We start from the raw sequence: 22,732 nt of genomic DNA on the forward strand, positions 1-22,732 counted from the left end.
CTGTCCTCCTCAGGCCCGCGATGCCGTATAGGCCGCGATGTCCTCGGGCGTTCCGATGGCGATGCCGCTCGCCCCGTCGGCGATCCGGCGGACGAGGCCGGAGAGCACCTTGCCGGTGCCGACCTCATAGAATGTCGTCACGCCGTGTCCGGCCATGGCCGCCACGCATTCGCGCCAGCGCACCGTGCCGGTGACCTGCTCGACGAGGCGGCGGACGATCTCGGCGGGGTCCGAAATCGGCGCGGCCAGCACATTGGCAACCAGGGGCACCACCGGCGCCTTCACCGCGACCTGCGACAGGGCCTCGGCCATCGCATCGGCCGCCGGCTGCATGAGCGCGCAATGGAACGGAGCGGAGACCGGCAGCGGGATCGCGCGCTTGGCGCCCCGCGCCTTCGCGATCTCGCAGGCGCGCTCGACGGCCCCCTTGTGGCCGGAGATGACGACCTGCCCGCCGCCATTGTCATTGGCCGCCTGGCAGACCTCGTCCTGCGCAGCCTCCGCCGCAACCGTCACGACGTCGCCGAACTCCAGCCCGAGAATGGCAGCCATGGCGCCGGTCCCGACGGGCGTGGCCGCCTGCATGGCGCGCCCGCGCACGCGCAGAAGCCGCGCCGTATCGGCGATCGTGAAGGTCCCGGCGGCCGCAAGCGCGGAATATTCGCCCAGCGAGTGCCCGGCGACGAAGGCCGCGTCGCGGGCAAGGTCGAGGCCGGCCTCGGCCTCAAGCACGCGCATCGTCGCGAGCGAGACGGCCATCAGCGCCGGCTGGGCATTCTCGGTCAGCGTCAGCGTCTCGATCGGCCCTTCCCACATCAGGGTGGAAAGCTTCTGGCCGAGCGCGTCGTCGACCTCATCGAGAACCGCGCGCGCCTGCGCGAAGCTGTCGGCGAGCGCCTTGCCCATGCCGACGACCTGGCTGCCCTGCCCCGGAAAGGTGAACGCTGCGCTCATGGATGGCCCCGTGACGAGAGAAGGGGCTGCCGACTGGCATCCGCCTGCGGTGGTGTCAAGGCGCAAAGGCCACGGCGGGCCCGCGGATCGCCGATTCGGGTTGCTTCACGAGGTCTTTCGTGTATGAGAGCCCCTTCGCTTCGGTCGGCCGGTGGCTGAACGGATGGCAGGCGTGCCTGCAGGTCGGGGTCCTCCCCTCCGTCATCCGGTGTCTCCGCCTTCGAGAATTCTGTCGGGCCTGTCCAGGGCTCGAGGGGCTTCGCGCCGATTGAGCGTCACTCGAACCGGAGACAGGCCGTATGGCTCTCTATGAACATGTCTTCCTGGCGCGTCAGGATGTGACGTCCCAGCAGGTGGAAGCCCTGGCCGACCAGTATCGCAGCGTGATCGAGGCCAATGGCGGCTCGATCGCCAAGGTCGAGCCCTGGGGCCTCAAGTCGATCGCCTTCCGCATCCGCAAGAACCGCAAGGCGCACTACACGCTCATGAACATCGACGCCCCCCATGCGGCGGTGGCCGAGATGGAGCGCCAGATGTCCATTAACGAAGACATCCTGCGCTTCATGACGGTGCGCGTCGAGGCTCTGGAGGAAGGCCCCTCGGCCATGCTCCAGAAGCGCGAGCGCGACGACCGTGGCTTCGGCGATCGTGGCGACCGCGGGGATCGTGGTGATCGCGGCGATCGTGGCGGACGCGGTCCGGGCGGCGGCGGTGGCGGCGGCGGTGCCCGCCGGTTCCGCGAGCGTGACGGTGAAGGCGATGCCGGCGGCGACGCCGAGACGACGGAGGAGTGAGCATGTCTATGGCATCCGGTGGCGCCCGTCGCCCCTTCTTCCGTCGCCGCAAGACCTGCCCGTTCTCCGGGCCGAACGCGCCGAAGATCGACTACAAGGATGTGCGTCTGCTGCAGCGCTATATTTCCGAGCGCGGCAAGATCGTGCCGTCCCGCATCACGGCCGTCTCGGCCAAGAAGCAGCGCGAGCTCGCCCAGGCGATCAAGCGCGCCCGCTTCCTGGGCCTGCTGCCCTACGTGATCAAGTAACCGGCTGGCCGGCGCGGGACCCTCATCCCGCGCCGGACGCCACCCGAATGCATTCCGACCGCATTCGACGTGCATTGATCGTCGGTCGCCGGGCAAGGATCGCCACGGCGGCTGGAGTTGGGGATAACCCCTAACCCTCGGGAGCCGAGCGGGACAGCTGACGATGGGACCGACCCTCGCCACAGCCTTCGGGGCAGGCATTGCCTCCGCCTTTCTCTTCTCGACGCTGGCGTCGGGCAGCCCGCTGGCGCTTGTCCTCTTCTATTTCGCCGCGCTTCCCGTTCTCATCGTCGGCCTGGGCTGGGGGCATTACGCGGGTGCCTTCGCCAGCACGATCGGCGCGCTTGCCCTGTCGCTGGCGCTGCGCTCGCAGCTCGGTGTGTTCTTCTTCTTCTCGATCGGCCTTCCCGCCTGGATCCTGACCTATCTGGCGCTGAGCATGCGCGTCACCGCCGCCGGCACGGAGCAGCAGGAGGCCGTCTGGGTGCCCCCGGGCGTCATCCTGTCGGCGATCGGCGCCCTTGCCATCTGTCTCACGCTGTTCGGCATCGCCGTGGTGTTCGGGCTGGACTTCGACACCTACCAGGCCTCCCTGCGCCAGTCGGTCGAGCGCACGCTTCGCCTGATGAACCTGAGCAATGTCGATCCGGCCGCGCTCGCAACCTTCATGGCGGCCGCGCTGCCGCTGGCCGCGGGGATCGTCTGGACCTTCGTCACGACCCTCAATCTGTTCATCGCCGGCAGGGTGGTGCGCGCATCCGGCCGCCTCGCCCGCCCCTGGCCGGACCTGCCGGCCCTGCGTCTGCCGAAATGGACGGCCGGCGCGCTGCTGTTCGGGTCGCTCGCCTCGTTCGCACCCGGCCTGCTCGGCCATGTCGGCATGATCGTGCTGGCTGTCGGCCTGACCATCAATGCCCTGGCCGGGTTCGCGCTGCTGCACGACCTGACCCGTGGCTGGTCGGCGCGCGGCTTCGCCCTCGGCCTCCTCTATGCCGTCACCTTCGTGATCGGCTGGCCCATGATCTTCGTGGCGCTCGCCGGCCTCGCCGACGTGCTTTTCGACATACGGGCTCGCCGGAGCCCCCCAACCCCGCCGGCCAATTCCTGACAACCGTCCGGACACCACAAGGAGAAGACAGATGGACGTGATCCTGCTCGAGCGCATCGCCAAGCTTGGCCAGATGGGCGAAGTCGTTGCCGTTCGCCCCGGCTATGCCCGCAACTTCCTGCTGCCCGGCGGCAAGGCCCTGCGCGCGACCGAGGCCAACCGCAAGAAGTTCGATTCGATGAAGGCCCAGCTCGAGGCCCGCAACCTCGAACTGAAGAACGAGGCCCAGACCGTGGCCGAGCGCCTCGACGGCACGTCTTACAGCGTCATCCGCCAGGCCGGCGAGACCGGTCAGCTCTACGGATCGGTGTCGCCCCGCGACATCACCGACCTGGTGACCGCTGCCGGCATCACGATCTCGCGCTCGATGGTCGAGATGAACACGCCGATCAAGACCATCGGCCTGCATCGCGTCGTCGTGTCGCTCCATCCGGAAGTCACTGCGACGATCACGGTCAATGTGGCCCGCTCCAACGCCGAAGCCGAGCGCCAGATCATGGGCGAGGACCTGACGCAGCGGGCCGAGGAGCCGACCTTCGAGACCTTCAATCCGGAAGAGTTCGGGGACGAGGGCGACAGCGGCCAGTAACGGCACGGCGGCCGGCCCGGGTTGCGGCCGGCCTCCCCTGAAAACGAAAACGCCCGGCTTGCGCCGGGCGTTTCTGTCTGGAGAGATGCGCTGGAGGATCAGTAGCGCGCAACCACCGGCGCGGCAGGAGCGCCGAACAGGTAGGTCACGCCGACCCGCACCGCATGGCTTTCGATGCGGTTGCTGATGTCGGACGCATTGGGATCGATCGAGCAGGGATCGTTGCCGAGGCAGGTGCGCGAGCCGAAGTTGGTGTAGCGGTATTCGGCGCGCACCGACCAGTTCTGGCTGAACTTGTGCTCGATACCGGCGCCGACGGTCCAGCCCATGCGCCAGGACGAATAGCGCACGACGTGGTTGGCGCCGTTGATGCAGTCGTCGAGCACGGTGCAGACCGTGAACCGGCCCCAGGCAAGGCCGGCCGTGGCGTAGAACAGCGTCTTGTGATGGACGAAGCCGAAGCGGGCACGCAGCGAGCCCTGGAAGTCGGCGCGCATGCGCTGCTGGTAGATGTTGCCGGCCACACCGCCCGAATAGGCCACGTCACCGTTGTACCAGGGCGATGCGACGGCGCCCTGCGGGCCGTCGATGTCGATTTCGGCGCCGAGCAGGAACGTGCCGAACAGGCGCTGGAAGCCGGCGTGCAGGCCGTAGCTGAAGCGCGCGCCGCCGTAGTCGTAGGAATAGTTCGGGAAGTTCGGGTTGGCGGCGCCGAGCGCATCCGAATGGAATCCGGAATTGCGCCACATCTGCATGCCGACATGGCCGCCGATATAGGCCCCGCTCCACTTGTCGACCTGCTCGTAGTGAGGCGCAACGACCTCCGAGCCACGCAGCGGCACGCCCAGGTCGGCCGCCTGGGCCCCGGACGCGAAGAGCGCCGCAGCGGCGGCGACAGGCAATGCAACACGCTTGAACATCGGAGCGTCCCTTAACCAGTTGTTCACCGCATCAGCGGGATCGCCCCAAGGGTTCGCATGTTAATCTTAACGTTCAGTTTCCTTCGCAGCCCGAATGCGCAGGCCAGGTGAAGACATGAATCACCTTCGAATGCTTGAGGCGTTGCGTGTTGTTTTGGCAACGGTGCCCGTCGACCCCGGCGCTGCCGGACTTCGCGGAGTCAAGCCGCGCGGCCCCTCGGCGGCCTTGCATCTGGTGGCCCTGTGCGAATCGGGGGTAAGTGAGCCCCTCTTGATCGCTGGTGACGCGCCGGAGCCCCGCCCCTGCTAGGACGGGGCCACGCTGCCACTACCCGGGACCCTGTCCGCCATGTCCGCCCTGCCTGCCCTGAAGCCGATCGGTCCGGCCGACCTGCCGTTTCGCCAGGCCCCGCATAACATCGAGGCCGAACAGGCCCTGCTCGGCGCGATCATGGTGAACAACGAGGCCTTCGACCGGGTCTCGGAGTTCCTGAAGCCCCTGCATTTCTTCGACCCGCTGCACCAGCGCATCTACGAGATCGCTGGTCAGCTGATCCATGCCGGCAAGATCGCCACGCCCGTCACGCTCAAGACCTACCTGACCGATGCCGGCATCGAGGTCGGCGGGCTGACCGTGCCGCAATATCTGGGGCGGCTCGCGGCCGAGGCGACCACCGTCATCAACGCCCGCGACTACGGGCAGGCCGTCTATGACCTGGCGATCCGGCGCAGCCTGATCCAGATCGGCGAGGGCATGGTCAATTCGGCCTATGACGCGCCGGTCGACCTGACGCCGCGCGACCAGATCGAGACGGCCGAGCGCGGCCTGTTCGAGCTGGCCGAGACCGGACGATACAACAGCGGCTTCAAGCGCTTCACCGACGCCATGGCCAATGCCATCTCGATGGCGGCGGCGGCCTATCAGCGCGACGGCAAGCTGTCGGGCATTTCCACGGGCCTGCGCGATCTCGACCAGAGGATGGGCGGGCTGCAATCCTCCGACCTGGTCATCCTGGCCGGCCGACCCGGCATGGGCAAGACGGCGCTGGCCACCAACATCGCCTTCAACATCGCCAAGGCCTACAGCTTCGAGGTGGAGGCCGACGGCAGCCACAAGACGACCAATGGGGGCATTGTCGGCTTCTTCTCGCTGGAAATGAGCTCCGACCAGCTCGCCACCCGCATCGTGGCCGAGCAGGCCGGCATCCCTTCCTACAAGATCCGGCGCGGCGACATGACCGAGCAGGAGTTCTACGACCTCAGCGAGGCCGCCCGCACCATCCAGTCGCTGCCGCTCTACATCGACGACACCGGCGGCCTGGCGATTGCCCAGTTGGCCGCGCGCGCCCGGCGCCAGAAGCGTCAGCGCGGTCTCGACTTCATGGTGGTCGACTATCTCCAGCTGCTGTCGGGCTCGTCGAAGAAGGGCGAGAACCGGGTGCAGGAACTGACCGAGATCACCACGGGCCTGAAGGCTCTCGCCAAGGAACTGAACGTCCCGATCATGGCGCTCTCGCAGCTGTCACGCCAGGTCGAGTCGCGCGACGACAAGCGGCCGCAACTCTCGGACCTGCGCGAATCGGGGTCGATCGAGCAGGATGCCGACGTCGTCATGTTCGTGTTCCGCGAGGAATATTACCTGAAGAACAAGGAGCCGAAGGCCGGCACCGAGGAGCACCTGAAGTGGCAGACCGACATGGCGCAGGTCCATGGCCGCGCCGAGGTGATCATCGGCAAGCAGCGCCATGGTCCGACCGGCACGGTGCAGCTCCAGTTCGAGGACTCGGTCACCCGCTTCTCCGACATCGCCGATGCCGACCGGCTGCCCGAGCGGTTCGAGTGAGGCCATGACGCAGACACCCGCGGCGGCCGTTCCGCCGGACGAGGCCGGCGCGCATCTGACCATCGACCTTGGCGCGCTCGCCCGGAACTGGCGGGCTCTCGCGGCCATGGGCCCCAGGGCCGAATGCGCTGCGGTGGTCAAGGCCGACGCCTATGGCACCGGCATCGAGACGACCGTGCCGGCGCTCGCCGCCGCCGGCTGCCGCACCTTCTTCGTCGCCCACCTGTCGGAGGCGCGGCGCCTGCGGGCGGTCGCGCCAGGAGCCGTTGTCTATGTTCTGAACGGCCTGTTCGCCGGCGCGCTGGATGCCTATGCCGCCCTCGACATCCGCCCGGTGCTTGGCAGCCGCGAGGAGGTCGAGGTCTTTGCCGCCTTCTGCGCGACCGTCGGGCGGCGCCTGCCCGCCGCCGTTCATGTCGACACGGGGATGAACCGCCTCGGCCTCGACCTTGCCGAAGCCGCCCTGCTGGCCGAGCCCGGCCCGGCGGCACTCGCTTTCGAGCCGGCCCTGGTCATGAGCCACCTGGCCTGCGCCGACGCACCGGGCCACCCGCTCACCGCCCGCCAGACCGACCGCTTCGCGCAGGTACGGGCGCTGTATCCCGGCGTGCCGGCCTCGCTCGCCAACTCGGCCGGCTGCACCCTGCCCGCCACCCGCCACGACCTCCTGCGGCCGGGCATCGCCCTCTATGGCGCCCGCTTCGTCGCGGGCCGGGCGCCGCTCGAACCGGTCGTGCGGCTGGAAGCGCCCGTCGTGCAGGTTCGCGCCGTCCGCGCGGGCGAGACGGTCGGCTATGGCGGCGCCTGGACCGCCCCGCGGCCGAGCCGCATCGCCATCATCTCGGTCGGCTATGCCGACGGCTATCTGCGCGCCGCCGGGACAAGCGATGCGAAGCCTGGCGCAAGCGTGCGCATCGGACAGGTCCTCTGCCCGCTGGCCGGGCGTGTCTCCATGGACCTCATCGCCATCGACGTGACCGAGGCCGGCGACGTTCGGCCGGGCGATCTGGTCGTGCTGATCGGCGACGGCATCGGCGTTGACGATGTGGCCGATGCCGCCGGCACCATCGGCTACGAGATCCTGACCAGCCTCGGCCGCCGCTATCACCGCCAGACGGCCGGCTGAGATGGCCCGCTCCCCCACGAGCTTCGTCTGCCAGTCCTGCGGGGCGGCCTATACCCGCTGGCAGGGCAAATGCGACAGTTGCGGCGCCTGGAACACGATTGCCGAGGAGAGCGCCGCGACCGGCGTCGGCGCGCGGCCGGGCAAGCCCGGAAAGAAAGGGCGGACCTTCGCCCTCGCCGGCCTTGACGGCGCCAACGACGATGCCCCGCGGACGCAGACGCAGGTCGGCGAGCTCGACCGCGTCTTCGGCGGCGGACTGGTCAAGGGCTCGGTCATCCTGATCGGCGGCGATCCCGGCATCGGCAAGTCGACCCTGCTGATCCAGGCCTCCGCCCGCCTTGCCCGCATGGGCCACCGGGTCGTCTATATCTCGGGCGAGGAGGCCGTCGGCCAGGTGCGGCTGCGGGCCGAACGTCTGGGGCTATCCGCCTCGCCGGTGGAACTGGCCGCGGAGACCAATGTCGAGGACATCGTGGCGACGCTCTCGGAGGGCGCGACGCCGCGCCTCGTCGTCATCGATTCCATCCAGACCATGTGGACCGAGACCGTCGAAAGCGCGCCCGGCACGGTCAGCCAGGTCCGCTCGGCGGCCCAGGTGCTGATCCGCCATGCCAAGAAGTCCGGCGCGGCCATCATCCTCGTCGGCCACGTCACCAAGGACGGTCAGATCGCCGGCCCCCGCGTGGTCGAGCACATGGTCGATGCGGTCATGAGCTTCGAGGGCGAGGGCGGCCATCATTTCCGCATCCTGCGCGCCATGAAGAACCGCTTCGGACCGACCGACGAGATCGGCGTCTTCGAAATGACCGGCAAGGGCCTGCGCGAGGTGCCGAACCCGTCCGAACTGTTCCTCGCCGGCCGCGATCTCGGGGCGCCGGGAACCGCCGTCTTCGCCGGCATGGAGGGCACGCGCCCTGTGCTCGTGGAGATCCAGGCGCTGGTCGCCGCCTCCTCGCTCGGCACGCCGCGGCGGGCGGTGGTCGGCTGGGATCCGGCCCGCCTCGCCATGGTGCTGGCGGTTCTCGACGCCCATTGCGGCATCCGCCTCGGCGGCCATGACGTCTATCTCAATGTCGCCGGAGGCCTGAGGATCGGCGAGCCGGCGGCCGACCTTGCGGTGGCGGCGGCTCTCGTCTCCTCGCTCTCCGGCACGCCCCTGCCCGCCGATGCGGTCTATTTCGGCGAGGTAAGCCTGTCGGGCGCAGTCAGGCCGGTGGCGCAGACCGCGCCGCGCCTGAAGGAGGCCGGCAAGCTCGGCTTTGCCCGCGCCGTCATGCCGGACACCTCCCGTGGCGATGCTGCCGAGCCGGGGCTTGCCACCCAGACGGTGGGCCACCTGTCGACCATGGTCGCGGACATCGCGGCGGCCGGCGTGGCGGGCAGGCCGCCCGAGCCGCGATCCTGAGACCGCCTGCACGAACCATGGACGCCGGTCTGGTTCTTGATACAGTGACGTCAGAACCCGACCGGAGCATCGTCATGGCCCTGACCCTTCGCCGCCGCACCCTGCTGACCGGCCTTGCCGCGACCGTGGCAGCCCCTTCCCTCGGCCGCGCCCAGGGCCGCTTCGCCGACAAGACGATCCGGCTCATCGTGCCGTTCCCGGCCGGCGGCGGCACGGACGTTGCGGCCCGCCTGCTCGCCGAGAAGCTGGCGCCGGTCCTGAAGGCCCGCATCGTCGTGGAGAACGCCCCCGGCGGCGGCGGTTCGATCGGCTACCGCACCGCGCTCAATGCAGCGAACGACGGCACCGCCGTGCTGCTGACCTCCTCGGCGATCGCCACCATGCCCTTCCTCTATCCCTCGCGGAACTTCGACCCGATGAACCAGGTGGTCGCGGTCTCGATGATCGGCTCGGGCCCCAGCCTCATCTGCGTCGGCCCGCACATGCAGGTGCGCACGCTGAAGGAACTGATCGATCTGGCCAAGTCGAAGCCGGGCGAACTGTCCTATGCCTCCGCCGGCGTCGGCAGCGGCCTGCACCTGTCCACCGAGGTGTTCATCCGCATGGCCGGCATCAACGTGAAGCACGTGCCCTATCGCGGCGCGGCGCTCGCCACCGCCGACATTCTCGGCGGCCGCATCGACATGATCGTCGATATCCTCACCTCGGTCCGCCCCCATGTCGGCGAAGGCAAGATGCGGGCGCTCGCCATCACCTCGAAGGCGCGCTCCCCGCTGGCGCCCGAATACACGCCCGCCAACGAGACCGTGCCCGGCTATGATTTCGCCGCCTGGTTTGGCGTCTATCTGCCGGGCGGCGCGCAGCCGGCGCTCGCAGACGAGTTGCAGGCCGCAATCGCCACCGCCATGGGCGATGCCACCCTGAAGGCGCGCTATGCCACGATGGGCATGGAGGCGGGATCCTCCTCGCCCGCAGAGTTCCGCACCTTCATGGCCTCCGAGCTCGACCGCTGGGGCAAGCTGATCCGCGAGCTTGGCATTTCCGTCGAAGGCGGCTGACGGCCAGTACCATGTGAGCCGCCCGGGCTGTTTCGGATGATGCCGACGCCCGTCGTGCGTCAGAAACATCGCGGCGGGACAATCCATTCCCGGAGAGCGTCCATCCGGCGCGGGCGCGACGGTTGACGGCCTTCGCCCTGAGGAGACGTTTGATGACGACGTTCAGACATCTGGTGCTGGTCGCCGCATTGGCGTTCGGCACGCCGGTCCTTGCGCAGGCCCAGGACAGTTCCGCCGAGATCGCCAGCCACCATCTCACCCGCGGCATGCTGGCCGTGCGCGACCACCTGAAGCAGGTCGTGACCCTCAGCCGGATAAACTGGGCGGCCATCCAGGCGGAAACCGACGACGACCTGGAGTGGGTGCCCTCCCCCAGCCAGCGGAACGCGGCGGTCCAGGCGCTGACCGTGACGCCCGAGCGGGTCGCCGCCTGGTTCCAGGCGCTCGACTCCTTCGAAGCCGTTCTCGAGGGCCGCAGGCTGGTGCCGCACTGGCGCTTTACCCATGGCATCGATCTGTCGAGGGTCTTTGCGGAGCCGCGCGATTTCGACTTCGTGCTGTGGGTGACCGGCCATGCCGCCATTCCCTATCTGCGCGCCGGAGACACCCTCTCGCGGGACGAGTGGCAGGCCTGGCAGCGCATTTTCGGCGGCAATTTCCTGGGCTTCGCGATCTGGTTCAACTAGCAGCGCGCGCCGGATCGCCGCCGGCCTGAGCGAGCAAGGGGCCGCCACACGACAGGCGGCGTTGGACACGCGATCCGCGTCACCCGGCGCGATTGCCACAGGACTGTCCGAATAGGATGATCCATGTCGGCATCGCCACCGGTTCGGAGCCCTCAACATGGCCTATATGCGCCGCGTCTTCCTCGCGGGCGTTCTTTTGCTGTTGCCGCTTGCGGTGACGGCCGGCGTCATCGGCTGGGCGGTCGTCTTCATCTACGGCTTCGTGGGACCTGGAACCTTCGTCGGCCGCTCGCTGACGTCCATCGGGCTCGGCTTCTCGTCCTCCTCGGCGGTGGCCTATCTGATCGGCACGCTGGTGGTGATGGCAGTGGTCTATGTGCTCGGCCTCATCGCCATCCTGCTGCAGGAACGGTTGCAGGAGGCGCTCGCCCAGGTGATGCGCCGCATTCCGCTCGTCGGCACGGTCTATGAGCTGTCCCGCCGCTTCGTCTCGATGGTCGACCGCAACAAGGACGCGGACGGGCTGAAATCCATGAGCCCCGTCTGGTGCTTTTTTGGCGAGTCCGACGGGGCGGCCGTTCTCGCCCTCCTGCCGAGCCACGAGCCTGTCATGGTCGATGGCCGGCGCTATCTCGGCATCCTCGTTCCCACCGCTCCGGTGCCGATCGGCGGGGGGCTGATCTTCGTGCCCGAGGAATGGGTGCGGCCGTCCGCCATCGGCGTCGAACAGCTCGTCAGCATCTATGTCTCGATGGGCGTGTCGTTTCCGCCCGGCTTTGCCGTGCCCTCGCGCCCTGAAACCACCCCCGCGACGGGGTGACGCGGCCAGCCCGCCCCGCTATAAGCGCGAGGTCGCGGGCCCTCGACTCGCCCGGCGCAGTCAGTCCATGCGGAGCCCCATGCGATGCCGGTGACCTATCTCGATATCGGCCTGGCCGCGATCATGCTGATTTCCGCGCTGCTGGCCATGGTCCGCGGCTTCGTGCGTGAGGTTCTGTCGATCGCCTCCTGGGCGCTGGCCGCCTTCGCCACCTGGTATGCCTATCCGCGGCTTCTGCCGATCGCCCAGCAGCACATTCCCAACGAACTCCTCTCCAAGGCAGCCGTCATTGCCGGCGTGTTCCTGGTGGTGCTTGTCGTCGTCTCGCTGATCACGATCCGCATTTCCGACGCCATCCTCGATTCCAAGATCGGCGTCCTCGATCGCTCGCTCGGCTTCCTGTTCGGGCTTGCGCGCGGCCTGGTCATCGTCGTCGTCGCCTATGCCTTCTTCGTCTGGCTCGTGCCGGACGCGACCCGGCCGAACTGGGTGAAGGAGGCCAAGTCCCTGGCCGTCCTGGAGCGCACCAAGGACTGGCTGATCGCCCAGTTGCCTCAGGATATCGAGGGTTCGGACATCCTGCGCCGGCTCGGCCGCGGCACCGCTCCGGCGACGCCCGGGGCGCCGGCGACCGGAGCACCCGCCGCGGGCGCACCCGCGACACCGCCGGCCGGAACGCCGGCACCGGCGGCTCCCCGCCCGTGAACGGCGGCCTTCGCTGAACGCATGACCGCAGTGCATGGGGTGGACCCTGTTGATCCGGCGGATCAGCCCGCATATGACGCGACGGGCTGACGACCGAAGCCTCCAGAGGACGAGGATGCGATGACGCATTCCCTTGAAGTCCGCCATCACGAGGCGGACGGCCACGCCATGGCAGACGACCGGGATCTGGAATCAGATCGTCTGCACGAGGAGTGCGGCGTCTTCGGCGTCTATGACCATCCGGATGCGGCTGCGCTGACCGCCCTTGGCCTGCACGCACTCCAGCACCGCGGGCAGGAGGCAGCCGGCATCGTCTCCTTCGACGGTGCGCGCTTCCATTCCGAGCGCCGCCTTGGCCTTGTCGGCGACAATTTCACCCGCCGCGAGGTCATCGAGCGCCTGCCGGGCGACAACGCCATCGGCCATGCACGCTATTCGACCACCGGCGGGACCATCCTGCGCAACGTCCAGCCCCTGTTCGCCGAACTGGAGACCGGTGGTTTTGCCGTCTGCCACAACGGCAATCTGACCAATGGCCTGACCCTGCGCCGCCGGCTGATCGCCGACGGAGCGATCTATCAGGCGACATCCGACACCGAAGTCATTCTCCATCTCGTTGCCCGCTCGCGGCGCAACCGCTTCGTCGACCGGTTCATCGATGCCCTCGGCCAGATCGAGGGGGGCTATGCCTTCGTCGGCATGACCAACAAGAAGATGATCGGCGCGCGCGACCCCCTCGGCATCCGCCCGCTGGTGATCGGCGAGTTGAACGGCAAGTTCATCCTCACCTCGGAGACGGTGGCACTCGATATCATCGGCGCCCGCTTCGTGCGCGAGGTGGAGAACGGCGAGGTGGTGGTGATCGACGAGAAGGGCCTGGAATCGATCAAGCCCTTCCCCGGTCGGCGCAAACGGCCGTGCATCTTCGAGTATGTCTATTTCGCCCGGCCGGATTCGATCGTCGACGGCAAGAATGTCTACGGCCTGCGCAAGCAGATCGGCGCCATCCTGGCCGCCGAAGCCCCTGTCGAGGCCGATGTCATCGTTCCCGTGCCGGATTCGGGCGTTCCGGCCGCCATCGGCTTCGCCCAGGCCGCCGGCGTTCCCTATGAGCTCGGCATCATCCGCAACCACTATGTCGGGCGCACCTTCATCCAGCCGACCCAATCGGTGCGCGAACTGGGGGTGCGGCTGAAGCATTCCGCCAACCGCGCCGTCATTGCCGGCAAGCGCATCGTCCTGGTCGATGATTCCATCGTGCGCGGCACCACCTCCCGCAAGATCGTGCAGATGATGCGCGATGCCGGCGCGCGCGAGGTGCATTTCCGCATTGCCTCCCCGCCGATCAAGTTTCCCGACTTCTACGGCATCGACATGCCGGAACAGGACAAACTGCTCGCCTCTCACATGAGCATCGGCGAAATGCGCGCCTATCTCGGGGTCGATTCGCTCGCCTTCATCTCCATCGACGGCCTGTATCGGGCACTCGGCGAGAAGGGCCGCGACCCGGTGAACCCGCAATTCACCGACCATTACTTCACCGGCGACTATCCGACACCGATCACGGATCTGGTCGGTGAAGCCGCCAAGCAGCTCTCGTTGCTGGCCGAGGCAAGCTGAGAGACAAGTTCAGGATTTGCGCGCAAGCCCATGGCAGAAAAGCCTCTTTCCGGAAGGATCGCCTGCATCACAGGGGCGTCCCGTGGCATCGGCCGGGCGACAGCACTGGCGCTCTCGGCGGCCGGCGCACATGTCGTCGCCGTGGCGCGCACCCAGGGCGGTCTCGAGGCGCTCGACGATGCCATCAGGGCGGCCGGCGGCGAGCCGTCGACGCTGGTGCCGCTGGACATCCGCGATTCCGAGGGGCTCGACCGCCTCGGGCTCGCCATCCACGAGCGCTGGGGCCGGCTGGACGTGCTGGTGGCGAATGGCGCCATTCTCGGTCCCATCGCGCCGCTCGGGCACGTCATCCCCAAGGAATGGGACCATACGGTCGCCGTGAACCTGACGGCGCAATGGCGGCTGATCCGCTCGTTCGATCCGCTGCTGCAGGCAGCGGGCGCGGCCCGCGCGGTGTTCGTCACCTCTGGCGCAGCGAGCAAGTGCCGGCCGTTCTGGGGGCCCTATTCGGCCACGAAAGCCGCGCTCGATGCGCTCGCCCGGACCTATGCAGCCGAGACCGGGAGCACGGCCATCCGGGTCAACCTGTTCAATCCCGGCCCGATCCGCACCGCCATGCGCGCGCAGGCCATGCCCGGCGAGGACCCGCAGACGCTGGAAGGTCCCGAAGGCCCGGCCGCGGCCATCCTTGCCATGTGCCTGCCCGGCGTCACGGAGACGGGCCGCCTCTACGACTACCCGGCGAGGAGCTGGAAGAGCTTTCGCGAGCCGGCCTGAGGCGGCAGAGGCTCGAAAGGCGCCACGGCTGGTCGATGCGGACGGCAACGCCGCCATCGCGGCCAGGTACCGGAAACCCCGCTGAAGAACCTTGCCGCCCCGCTACCGGATCTTCCGACCGGTCTCGGCATAGGGGTTGTCGGTCTTCTTCATGTGGAATCGGATCGGCGTGCCGACGAGGTCGAAGCTCTCGCGCAAGCCGTTGACCAGATAGCGCAGATAGCTCTCGGGCAGCGCTTCGGGGCGCGAACAGAAGGCGACGAATGTCGGCGGTCGGGTCTTGGCCTGCGTCATGTAGCGCAGCTTGATCCGCCGGCCCGACACCGCCGGCGGCGGGTGATGGTCGATGGTCTCCTGCAGCCAGCGCACCAGCGTGTTCGTGGGAATGCGCTTCTGCCAGGGCGTGCGGGCATCGAGGATCGCCTGCATTAGCCGGTCGAGCCCCTGCCCCGTGGCGGCTGAATTGGCAACCACCGGACAGCCGCGGATCTGCGGCAGCCAGTGGTCCGCCTCCTCGCGAAGCTTCGCCGCCTTGCCGCCCTTGTGGGGCACGAGGTCCCATTTGGTGAAGGCCAGCACCACGGCCCTGCCCTCCTTGGCGGCGAGGTCCGCGATGCGCAGGTCCTGGTCCTCGAAGGGCTTCTCGGCGTCCATGCAGACCACCACCACCTCGGCGAAGCGGATGGCGCGCAGGGCATCGGCAACCGATAGCTTCTCCAGCTTGTCCTCGATGCGGGCGCGTTTCCTCAGGCCCGCCGTATCGACGAGGCGAAACCGGCGGCCACCCCAGTCCCAGTCGACCGCGATCGCATCGCGCGTGATGCCGGCCTCGGGGCCGGTCAGCATGCGTTCCTCGCCGATCAGCGCATTGACGAGTGTCGACTTGCCGGCATTGGGCCGGCCGACAATGGCAACCGGGATCGGCTTTTCGGGATCCTCGGGCGGCACCACCTTGTCGCCGGCGCTGATTCCGTCGTCCTCGCCGTCCTCTTCCTCGTCGTCCTCGTGGACCGGTGCCGGCATCAGGGCGGCCAGCGCCTCGTAGAGTTCGTTCAGGCCGTCGCCATGCTCGGCCGACAGGGGAACTGGATCGCCGAGCCCGAGCGAAAAGGCCTCATAGGCACCGGCCATGCCGACCTTGCCCTCACTCTTGTTGGCCGCAAGGATCACCGGCTTGCCGGACTTGCGGACCATCTCGGCAAAGGCGGCATCGTCCGGCGTCAGTCCGGTGCGGGCATCGGTCATGAACAGCACGGCATCGGCAAGGCGAATGGCCTCCTCCGTCTGCCCGCGCATGCGGCTCTCGAGCGAACCTTCGCGGCTGTCCTCCAGCCCCGCCGTGTCGATGATGGTGAAGTCGAGGTCGCCAAGCCTGGCATCGCCCTCGCGGCGGTCGCGCGTCACGCCCGGCCGGTCGTCGACCAGCGCGATGCGCTTGCCGACGAGGCGGTTGAACAGGGTCGACTTGCCGACATTCGGTCGGCCGACGATGGCGAGGGTGAAGGCCATGATGCCATCGTCCTTCAGGTTCAGCGCCCGCGCCGGGGCTGCTCCTCGGGGGGAGGCTCGGCCGAGGGCGGCGGAGGCGCGACGTCCGGGGGCGCATTGGCCGGCTGGGGAATGCCGCGGTCGATGCCCGGCACGCCTTCGGGGAAGACGGCTTCGCGCTGTCCCGGCAGTGGCGGCGGGCGCCGCTCGAACATGGCGGGAATGTCCTGAAGGGTCTCGCAGCCGGCAAGGCCGAGACCCAGAGAGCCGAGAAGGCCGGCGCGGAGCACCTGGCGGCGGGTGGTCATGGAAGCGGTCATGAATCAGGTCCGGAAAGTCGGAAGAAAACGGGTCAGGAGCCGGTGGCCCCCGCCACGGTGGCGATGAGTTCGGCCCGGCCGCGCACGCCCTGCGGCGATTCGCGATCGTCCTGGATTGCCTTCACCCAGCGCTCGACGCCCTGGCGGTCGCCTGCCTTGAGGGCCGCCATGGCCATGAGTTCGCGGGCGGAATGGCGAAATCCACGGCCCGAAGCCGCCACCGGCTCGACACGGCGCGTCACCTCGGCGGGATCGGCAATGTCGATCAGCAGATAGGCCGCCCGGATGCGGGCGAGATCCTGGAACAGCGGGCCGATGCCGGGATCATCCGCAAGCCGGTCGAAGGCCTGCGCAGCCCCGCGGGGATCAGCAGCCGAAACCTGCGTCGCCTGCCGGAAACGGGCCAGGATGCGGTAGCCCGACGGAGCGTCGGCCGCCAGCGCCACCAGAATGCGGTCAGCCTCTTCGGCGCTGGTGCCCGTTGCGCGGATCGCCTGCTCGAAGCGGGCGCCCGCCGCAGCGGCCTGCTGGGCCTGGCGCCAGTCGTAGAAGCGCCATCCGCCGACCACCACCACGATGATGGCAGCAACGGTCGCGAGGGCTGGCCAGTACTTCTTGAACAGGGCCTCGAAGCGCGCGCGGCGCAGGTCCTCTTCGACCTCGTCGAAAATATCGGGCATCGGAACATCCAGACGTGAAGCCCGCAGGCGGGCGGCGGTGCCGGACCGGAGCGGCGCGGACCCTACCAACTCCCCTGTTGCGACGCAAACCGGGCAGGTTCGGGGCAGAGCATGCGAACCGAAGTTCGACACGGAGGAAAAGCGCCCGCGCCACCGCATCCGTGCCACATTTGAGGCTCACAGCACCTTTGCCGCGTAAGGCGGCCTGCCATGGAGGCAAAACATCGAACCGCTGGTATCGCCCTCGCTGCGATGCTAGCCGTAACCCTCCCCAACAGGCACGGATGGCATGACCCCTTCCCGCACCACCATGACCGATGCGACGCTGGCTTCTGAAGCCGGCCCGGACATGTTGAACGCCTACGATCCGGCACGCGAGCGTGCCGTGGCGAGGCGGATGAAGCGCCAGCGCTGGCGCAGGATCGCGCTGACCACCACCGCCATCTGCCTCGCGGCCGTGGCGGCCGGTGCCTTCACGCTTGCCAATCGCGACACCATCGTCACGGCCCTGTCCGGTGGCGGTGCAGCGCCTCAGGCCGCCGCCCCTGCCGCCGCGGCACCCGGTCCTGCACAGCCGGTCGCGGCTGCTCCCGTCGCGCCGGCCCTCGCCTCGGCGCATTCGCAAGCCGTCGCGCTGCCCGCCCCGCCCGCCCAACCGGCCAAGGTACAGGCCCGCATCATCGTACCCGCCGAGCCGGCGCCGATCCGCCCGCCGGTCATATCCACCGATCCGGAACCGTCGCAGGATCCTGCAGCCGAACCTGCCGCCACCGAGACGCAGCAGGCGGCGGGTGCTCCTGGCATCCGGCAGATCCCGCTGGGCGGCGGGCGCGCCATCGATCAGGCCGCTCCGGCAGCAGCCCCGGCGCCGCCAGCCGCCGCCCTTGGCTTCGTTGCTCCCGTGCCGCCGCCACGGCCGGCCAACGCGCCCTGAACCCGAGGACCCGGCTGACAGGCACGGCTGGCGGAAACATGCCCGCAAGGGCGAGCCATAGGCCCGAAATCCGCACGCACTAGACAGACCGCCGTCGGCCGCTTCCGGGCCGCGGGGGCTGTCGCATGAAGCCGTGGGGCTGGGGAATTGCCGGGGGGCTCGTCGGTCTCGTGGCCGGGTTTGCCGCAACCATCGCCATCGGGCTTGTCGCCTTCGAGGTGTTCAAGGTCTCCCAGCGCGAGGGCGCAGCCGCGATGGGACTTGTCTTCATGATCGGACCCGTCGGGGCCGTCATCGGCGCGATCATCGGGGCCACCTTCGCCGTCTGGTTTGCCCGCCGCTCGACCAGGGCCATCGCAGACAAGGTCACCGGCGAGAGGACAAATCCCGCCAGTTCCCGGTCGCTGCGCCTGGTCGTCGCCGTGGTGGCGGGGGGCGGTGTGGGATACTGGATCGGGCTTGCGCTCCTGCACCTCGCACTTGCCATCCGTGGCTCGCGCAGCTTCGACAACTACGCGGCCGCCCTGGCGCTCAGCCACATCTCGACGATTGTCATGCTGGCGGGCGCCGCGCTCGGTGCCTGGATCGTCCTGCGGCGGAGGGCCAGCCAGGCCTGAGGCGCCGGAATCTGCCGCACGGAAGGCCTTCCTCCAAGCGGGGTCACGAGCCGGGTCGGTGACGGGCGCTTACCCTCGATCGAAGATGCGGGCGTAGGATTCCGGCTTGAAACCAACGGTCACTTGTCCGGCGTGCTCCAGCACCGGGCGCTTCACCAGGGTCGGATTGTCCAGGATCAGGCGGCCAGCCTTCGCCTCGTCGAGCCCCGCGCGGTCCGCCTCCGGCAAGGCCTTGAAGCTCGCACTCTGGCGGTTGAGCACCGTCTCCCAGCCGAGCATGTCCAGCCAGCCTGCAAGACGCCCTGCATCCAGCCCCTCGGCACGGAAATCGTGGAACCGGTAGGCGATGCCTTCACGGTCGAGCCAGGCGCGCGCCTTGCGCACCGTGTCGCAAGTGGTGATCCCAGAGAGGGTGACGGACATCGGCTGGCCTCGTGAGCCGCCCGGTTGAACGCGATTCCCCGGGAGCCGGCAACCTGATCCGGACCGGCGCGAAAACCCCTCGGCGCAGGGTCAGGACGGGGCCTGGCTATCGGGCCCCTTGCGGGCGAAATAGACGGTCTGCGTGTAGGGGCTGTCCAGAAGCGGATTGTGGAATGTCACCGGATCGGCCCAGGCCTCGGCAAAGACCTCGGCGAGCCGGCCGGTGAACGCCTCATCGGGCTGCGCGTCCGACCACAGTCCGAAGATGCCGCCGGGTCGCAACTGCGCGGCCAGCGCCCGCAAGCCGTCCGGGCGGTAGAAGCCGAGGCTGCGCTCGTCCAGAAGGTCCTCCGGCGAATGGTCGATATCGACGAGGATGGCATCGAAACGACGGCCGGGGGCCTCGGCATCGAACGGGGCCTGGCCGGCCGCCATGGCGAAGAAGTCGCCGTGCAGCAGCGTGCAGCGCCCATCGCTCACCACTTCCGGCGCCATCGGCAGAAGCCCGGACCGGTGCCAGTCGATCACGGCTTCCAGCATGTCGACGACCACAAGGCTGGCGACCGCCTTGTTCCTCAGCACAGCCTGCGCCGTGTAGCCGAGGCCGAGCCCGCCGACGACCACGTCGAGCCCCTGCCCGTCCAGCAGCGCAAGCCCGCGCTCCGCAAGCGCGATCTCCGAGGCGGTGAACAGGCTCGACATGAGATAGGATTCGCCGAGCTTGATCTCGTAGACATCGACATCCAGCGACAGTTGGCGCCGCCTGCGCAGGCTCAGCGCGCCGATCGGCGTCGGTTGATAATCCAGTTCCTCATAAAGCTTGCTCATCCGGCCCGGCACCCCTGTCCGCCGGGCGGATCGCGCTTTGCGATCGCCCGAGGCCCGTCCCTTGTCGGCGCCCAGTCCGCCAAGATCAAGCCGCCATGGCCGTGGTCACCAGCCGCGAACTGACAGGCCGTCAACGCTGGAGGGAGCGCATCGGCGTCAGGCCAGAGCGTCCAGATAGGCCTCGACCTCGTCGAGGTCGGCGGAAAAGAGATAGCCCTTGTCTCCCAGCACGATCGTCATCGTCTCTGCGTCACGCAGCATGTAGCCGCCGTGCGCGAGAACCTGCTTGTCCGGCTTCTGCGCGGTCATCAGGTGAAGGCCGACCCGGACGCAGATTCGCTTGATGCGGCGCTCGCGGGAGGGGATCGACGCCTTGTAGCTCATCTGGGTAAGGCCTCAGTCATGGCACGTCTTCCCGTTCCGGCTCGCTTGTCCGGACGTGCAGCGAGTTCGCGAGCAAGCCCGATGAAAGCCCTGAACGCGGCCGAGGGATTTTTGCGGCTGGGATAGTATAGGCACAGGGGGGCCAGAGGCGGTGTCCAATCCGCCAGGACCCGCACGACGCGACCGGCGGCGACATCCTCACGAATGTCAGGCTCCATGAAGAACCCGAATCCGGCACCGTCGAGAACTGCGATCCGCGCAAGCGTTGCTTCATCGAGCGTGATCGGTCCCTCGACGTCGAGCTGGATGGATTGCCCGTCCTTCTCGAACTGCCACCGATAGAGCGCGCCGCTCGGCAGGCGAACGCGGATGCAGGGGTGCTTCAGCAGGTCATGCGGCAGGCCGGGGACCTCCCTGCTGCCCAGGAATGCGGGCGTCGCCACCACGGCGAACCGCCGGACAGGCCCGAGCGGGATGGCGATCGTGTCGTTCGGTATGAGGTCCGCGCTGCGGATCCCGAGATCGAAACCTTCCGCGAACACATCGACGAGCCGCCCCTCGGTGACCAGATCGACGTGAACCTTTGGATGGCGCCGGAGAAATTCCAGCACGAGCGGCGCCAGGATCTCCCGCGCGGCGGTGGCGAAGGCGTTGATTCTCAAGGTGCCGGAGGGTGTCTCCTGCTGCGCACGCGCCGTGCTCATCGCCCCATGAATGGCCTCGAGCGCCGGGCCGACCTGCTCGACGAAGATTCGTCCGGCATCGGTCAGCGAGACGCTGCGCGTGGTGCGATTGAACAGCCGGACGCCAAGCTGACCCTCAAGCTTGCCGATCGCATGGCTGAGTGCCGTGGTCGAGACGCCAAGATCGAGCGCCGCAGCCCGGAACGATCCGCGCCGCACGATGGCGAGCACGGCCTCAAGTTCGATCAAGGTCTGCCGCGGCACTGTCCTGACTTTCGAAATGACACATGCTGCTTTGTCCCGATTATCGCGTTCAATGTCGATCCCTAGATTGGCCCGGTCACCATCAAGGAGCCGAGCAATGCCCATCGAACTGCCCAAACCCATCGCAGACTACGTCGAGGCGAATGCCTGTCTCGACGTGGACGGCATGTTGGAACCCTTCACCCGCGACGCGGTCATCCTCGACAACGGAAAGCGGTTCGAGGGTCAGGCCGAACTGCGGCAACTGTTCGAAAACGAGGTGATCCCCGTCAGGGCGATCTTCACGCCGGCTGCCGTCCGCCAGGAGAATGGTCAGGTCGTGGCCGAAGGCCCTGCCCATGGCGACTTCAAGGGCAGTCCGATCCGCTTCACCTATCGCTTCACGCTTGAACACGACGCGATCAGGGCCCTGGAGATCACGCTATGACCTTCAAGGCTGATCCGAGCGAGTTTGCGGGAAAGCGTGTGCTCGTCAGCGGCGGCACCAAGGGTCTGGGCCGCGCGACCGTCGACCGCTTCCGGACCGGCGGCGCCCGCGTGATCACGGCCGCCCGCGCTTCCGTGGAGCCGATCAAAGGCGTTGAGTTCGTGCAGGCGGACCTGACGACGGCTGCGGGCGGCGAGTTGATGGCCAGGGTGGCGCTCGAGCGATTGGGCGGCATCGACATCCTCGCCCACGTGATCGGCGGCTCGGCCTCGCCGGGCGGCGGCTTTGTCGCCCTGACCGACGACCACTGGCTTGCCGAGATGAACCTCAATCTTCTGGCCACGGTCCGTCTCGATCGCCTTCTGGTGCCGCAGATGATCGAACGGGGCAATGGCGTGGTGGTGCACGTCACCTCCATCCAGTCGGTCCTGCCGCTTCCCCAATCGACCACCGCCTATGCCGCGGCCAAGGCCGCGCTCAGGACCTATAGCAAGTCGATCTCCAAGGAGTTGGGTCCGAAAGGCGTTCGCGTGAACACCGTTTCCCCCGGCTGGATCATGACGGAATCGTCGAACGACCTGCTCAGGCGTCTGCAGGCAGCCAATGGCGGCACGATCGAGGAGGCGCGGCAGGTCGTCCTGGACAGTCTTGGCGGCATCCCGATCGGCCGTGCGGCCGAACCCCATGAGGTCGCCGATCTGATCGCCTACCTGGCCTCGGAGCGCGCCGCTGCGATCCATGGCGCCGAGTTCGTCATCGACGGTGGCACCGTTCAGACCGTCTGAGTTGTGGCCCTGGCGTCCGCTCCCGCTGGCGGACGTCGGGACGCGGCGACCGGGCAACGGCGAAAACCACCACCGAGCCAAAGCTGATGCCGCTGCCTGTATCCCTCATTCCCACTCGATTATCAATCGCCTCCATAATCCGTTGAAAACGAACAGAAAAAAATATTCGCATCTGACATATACCGTCAGCTACCCCGTCAAAAAACGCCGCTTTTGAAATCATTGGATTTTTTCGGCTTATTCCAT

26 protein-coding genes are annotated in these 22,732 nt (G+C 68.1%); 17 read left to right on the forward strand and 9 right to left on the reverse strand.

Annotation, left to right across the window (positions count from 1 at the left end; translation table 11 throughout):
* Positions 1-9 precede the first annotated feature (9 nt).
* On the reverse strand, positions 10-954 hold the full coding sequence (fabD, locus tag ACTIFS_RS17230) for an ACP S-malonyltransferase (protein ID WP_439575354.1): 945 nt from the start codon (positions 952-954) through the stop codon (positions 10-12).
* Positions 955-1,253: 299 nt separating this feature from the next.
* Between fabD and rpsF the strand changes: the two genes are divergently transcribed.
* The 4 genes from rpsF (at position 1,254) to rplI (ending at position 3,693) form a co-directional block, all read left to right on the forward strand.
* Complete coding sequence (gene rpsF, locus ACTIFS_RS17235; protein ID WP_439575355.1) at positions 1,254-1,748, forward strand: 30S ribosomal protein S6; 495 nt, start codon at positions 1,254-1,256, stop codon at positions 1,746-1,748.
* 2 nt (positions 1,749-1,750) lie between these two features.
* Positions 1,751-1,996 carry a 30S ribosomal protein S18 gene (rpsR, locus tag ACTIFS_RS17240; RefSeq protein ID WP_439575356.1) on the forward strand — a complete coding sequence of 82 codons (246 nt, stop codon included), beginning with the start codon at positions 1,751-1,753 and terminating at the stop codon, positions 1,994-1,996.
* A gap of 163 nt (positions 1,997-2,159) precedes the next feature.
* Positions 2,160-3,104 carry a DUF2232 domain-containing protein gene (locus ACTIFS_RS17245; RefSeq protein WP_439575357.1) on the forward strand — a complete coding sequence of 315 codons (945 nt, stop codon included), beginning with the start codon at positions 2,160-2,162 and terminating at the stop codon, positions 3,102-3,104.
* 31 nt (positions 3,105-3,135) lie between these two features.
* On the forward strand, positions 3,136-3,693 hold the full coding sequence (gene rplI / locus ACTIFS_RS17250; protein WP_439575358.1) for a 50S ribosomal protein L9: 558 nt from the start codon (positions 3,136-3,138) through the stop codon (positions 3,691-3,693).
* 98 nt (positions 3,694-3,791) lie between these two features.
* Here the strand turns inward: rplI and ACTIFS_RS17255 are convergent, their stop codons facing one another.
* Positions 3,792-4,613 (reverse strand): outer membrane protein, encoded by an 822-nt coding sequence (locus tag ACTIFS_RS17255; RefSeq protein WP_439575359.1) that lies wholly within the window; start codon positions 4,611-4,613, stop codon positions 3,792-3,794.
* 349 nt (positions 4,614-4,962) lie between these two features.
* Here ACTIFS_RS17255 and ACTIFS_RS17260 point away from each other — a divergent pair, with 349 nt between their 5' ends.
* The 9 genes from ACTIFS_RS17260 (at position 4,963) to ACTIFS_RS17300 (ending at position 14,653) form a co-directional block, all read left to right on the forward strand.
* The gene (locus ACTIFS_RS17260; RefSeq protein ID WP_439575360.1) at positions 4,963-6,456 is read left to right on the forward strand and encodes a replicative DNA helicase; all 1,494 of its coding nucleotides are present in this window, start codon (positions 4,963-4,965) and stop codon (positions 6,454-6,456) included.
* Between the two features lie 4 nt (positions 6,457-6,460).
* Positions 6,461-7,582, forward strand: coding sequence for an alanine racemase (alr, locus tag ACTIFS_RS17265; protein ID WP_439575361.1), 1,122 nt, complete (start codon positions 6,461-6,463; stop codon positions 7,580-7,582).
* A 1-nt stretch (position 7,583) separates the two neighbouring features.
* A complete protein-coding gene (gene radA / locus ACTIFS_RS17270; RefSeq protein WP_439575362.1) occupies positions 7,584-8,987 on the forward strand; it encodes a DNA repair protein RadA in 1,404 nt (467 codons plus the stop codon).
* A 74-nt stretch (positions 8,988-9,061) separates the two neighbouring features.
* Positions 9,062-10,045, forward strand: a complete 984-nt coding sequence (locus ACTIFS_RS17275) for a Bug family tripartite tricarboxylate transporter substrate binding protein (protein WP_439575363.1) — start codon at positions 9,062-9,064, stop codon at positions 10,043-10,045.
* 152 nt (positions 10,046-10,197) lie between these two features.
* Complete coding sequence (locus ACTIFS_RS17280; RefSeq protein ID WP_439575364.1) at positions 10,198-10,731, forward strand: hypothetical protein; 534 nt, start codon at positions 10,198-10,200, stop codon at positions 10,729-10,731.
* 157 nt (positions 10,732-10,888) lie between these two features.
* Positions 10,889-11,551: a DUF502 domain-containing protein gene (locus ACTIFS_RS17285; protein ID WP_439575365.1), complete on the forward strand. Its 663-nt coding sequence runs from the start codon at positions 10,889-10,891 to the stop codon at positions 11,549-11,551.
* Between the two features lie 84 nt (positions 11,552-11,635).
* Positions 11,636-12,256 carry a CvpA family protein gene (locus tag ACTIFS_RS17290; protein ID WP_439575366.1) on the forward strand — a complete coding sequence of 207 codons (621 nt, stop codon included), beginning with the start codon at positions 11,636-11,638 and terminating at the stop codon, positions 12,254-12,256.
* A gap of 120 nt (positions 12,257-12,376) precedes the next feature.
* The gene (purF, locus tag ACTIFS_RS17295) at positions 12,377-13,876 is read left to right on the forward strand and encodes an amidophosphoribosyltransferase (protein ID WP_439575367.1); all 1,500 of its coding nucleotides are present in this window, start codon (positions 12,377-12,379) and stop codon (positions 13,874-13,876) included.
* 30 nt (positions 13,877-13,906) lie between these two features.
* Positions 13,907-14,653, forward strand: a complete 747-nt coding sequence (locus ACTIFS_RS17300; protein ID WP_439575368.1) for an SDR family NAD(P)-dependent oxidoreductase — start codon at positions 13,907-13,909, stop codon at positions 14,651-14,653.
* 102 nt (positions 14,654-14,755) lie between these two features.
* Here the strand turns inward: ACTIFS_RS17300 and der are convergent, their stop codons facing one another.
* Genes der through ACTIFS_RS17315 form a run of 3 tightly spaced genes read right to left on the reverse strand, consistent with a single transcriptional unit; the run spans position 14,756 to position 17,141 of the window.
* The gene (gene der / locus ACTIFS_RS17305) at positions 14,756-16,162 is read right to left on the reverse strand and encodes a ribosome biogenesis GTPase Der (RefSeq protein WP_439575369.1); all 1,407 of its coding nucleotides are present in this window, start codon (positions 16,160-16,162) and stop codon (positions 14,756-14,758) included.
* 20 nt (positions 16,163-16,182) lie between these two features.
* Entirely contained in the window at positions 16,183-16,461 is a 279-nt protein-coding gene (locus ACTIFS_RS17310) for a hypothetical protein (RefSeq protein WP_439575370.1), read from the reverse strand.
* A gap of 32 nt (positions 16,462-16,493) precedes the next feature.
* The gene (locus tag ACTIFS_RS17315; RefSeq protein ID WP_439575371.1) at positions 16,494-17,141 is read right to left on the reverse strand and encodes a tetratricopeptide repeat protein; all 648 of its coding nucleotides are present in this window, start codon (positions 17,139-17,141) and stop codon (positions 16,494-16,496) included.
* A gap of 289 nt (positions 17,142-17,430) precedes the next feature.
* On the opposite strand from ACTIFS_RS17315, the gene ACTIFS_RS17320 reads away from it, so the two are divergent.
* Entirely contained in the window at positions 17,431-18,075 is a 645-nt protein-coding gene (locus tag ACTIFS_RS17320) for a hypothetical protein (RefSeq protein WP_439575372.1), read from the forward strand.
* Positions 18,076-18,200: 125 nt separating this feature from the next.
* A complete protein-coding gene (locus tag ACTIFS_RS17325; protein WP_439575373.1) occupies positions 18,201-18,692 on the forward strand; it encodes a hypothetical protein in 492 nt (163 codons plus the stop codon).
* A 69-nt stretch (positions 18,693-18,761) separates the two neighbouring features.
* On the opposite strand, the gene ACTIFS_RS17330 is transcribed toward ACTIFS_RS17325, so the two are convergent.
* The 4 genes from ACTIFS_RS17330 to ACTIFS_RS17345 form a co-directional block, all read right to left on the reverse strand.
* On the reverse strand, positions 18,762-19,115 hold the full coding sequence (locus ACTIFS_RS17330; RefSeq protein ID WP_439575374.1) for an arsenate reductase: 354 nt from the start codon (positions 19,113-19,115) through the stop codon (positions 18,762-18,764).
* Positions 19,116-19,205: 90 nt separating this feature from the next.
* Positions 19,206-19,943 (reverse strand): spermidine synthase, encoded by a 738-nt coding sequence (locus ACTIFS_RS17335; RefSeq protein WP_439575375.1) that lies wholly within the window; start codon positions 19,941-19,943, stop codon positions 19,206-19,208.
* Positions 19,944-20,099: 156 nt separating this feature from the next.
* Entirely contained in the window at positions 20,100-20,327 is a 228-nt protein-coding gene (locus ACTIFS_RS17340) for a hypothetical protein (protein WP_439575376.1), read from the reverse strand.
* Positions 20,324-21,274 (reverse strand): LysR family transcriptional regulator, encoded by a 951-nt coding sequence (locus ACTIFS_RS17345; RefSeq protein ID WP_439575416.1) that lies wholly within the window; start codon positions 21,272-21,274, stop codon positions 20,324-20,326. The genes ACTIFS_RS17340 and ACTIFS_RS17345 overlap by 4 nt, the downstream gene beginning before the upstream one ends.
* Positions 21,275-21,371: 97 nt before the next feature.
* Between ACTIFS_RS17345 and ACTIFS_RS17350 the strand changes: the two genes are divergently transcribed.
* Both ACTIFS_RS17350 and ACTIFS_RS17355 read left to right on the forward strand, forming a co-directional pair.
* Positions 21,372-21,701, forward strand: coding sequence for a nuclear transport factor 2 family protein (locus ACTIFS_RS17350; RefSeq protein ID WP_439575377.1), 330 nt, complete (start codon positions 21,372-21,374; stop codon positions 21,699-21,701).
* Positions 21,698-22,486: an SDR family oxidoreductase gene (locus ACTIFS_RS17355; RefSeq protein ID WP_439575378.1), complete on the forward strand. Its 789-nt coding sequence runs from the start codon at positions 21,698-21,700 to the stop codon at positions 22,484-22,486. Before ACTIFS_RS17350 ends, ACTIFS_RS17355 begins: the two co-directional genes overlap by 4 nt.
* Positions 22,487-22,732: the final 246 nt, after the last annotated feature.

It is taken from the genome of Phreatobacter sp., from assembly GCF_051860605.1.
Taxonomy (GTDB): Bacteria; Pseudomonadota; Alphaproteobacteria; order Rhizobiales; family Phreatobacteraceae; genus Phreatobacter.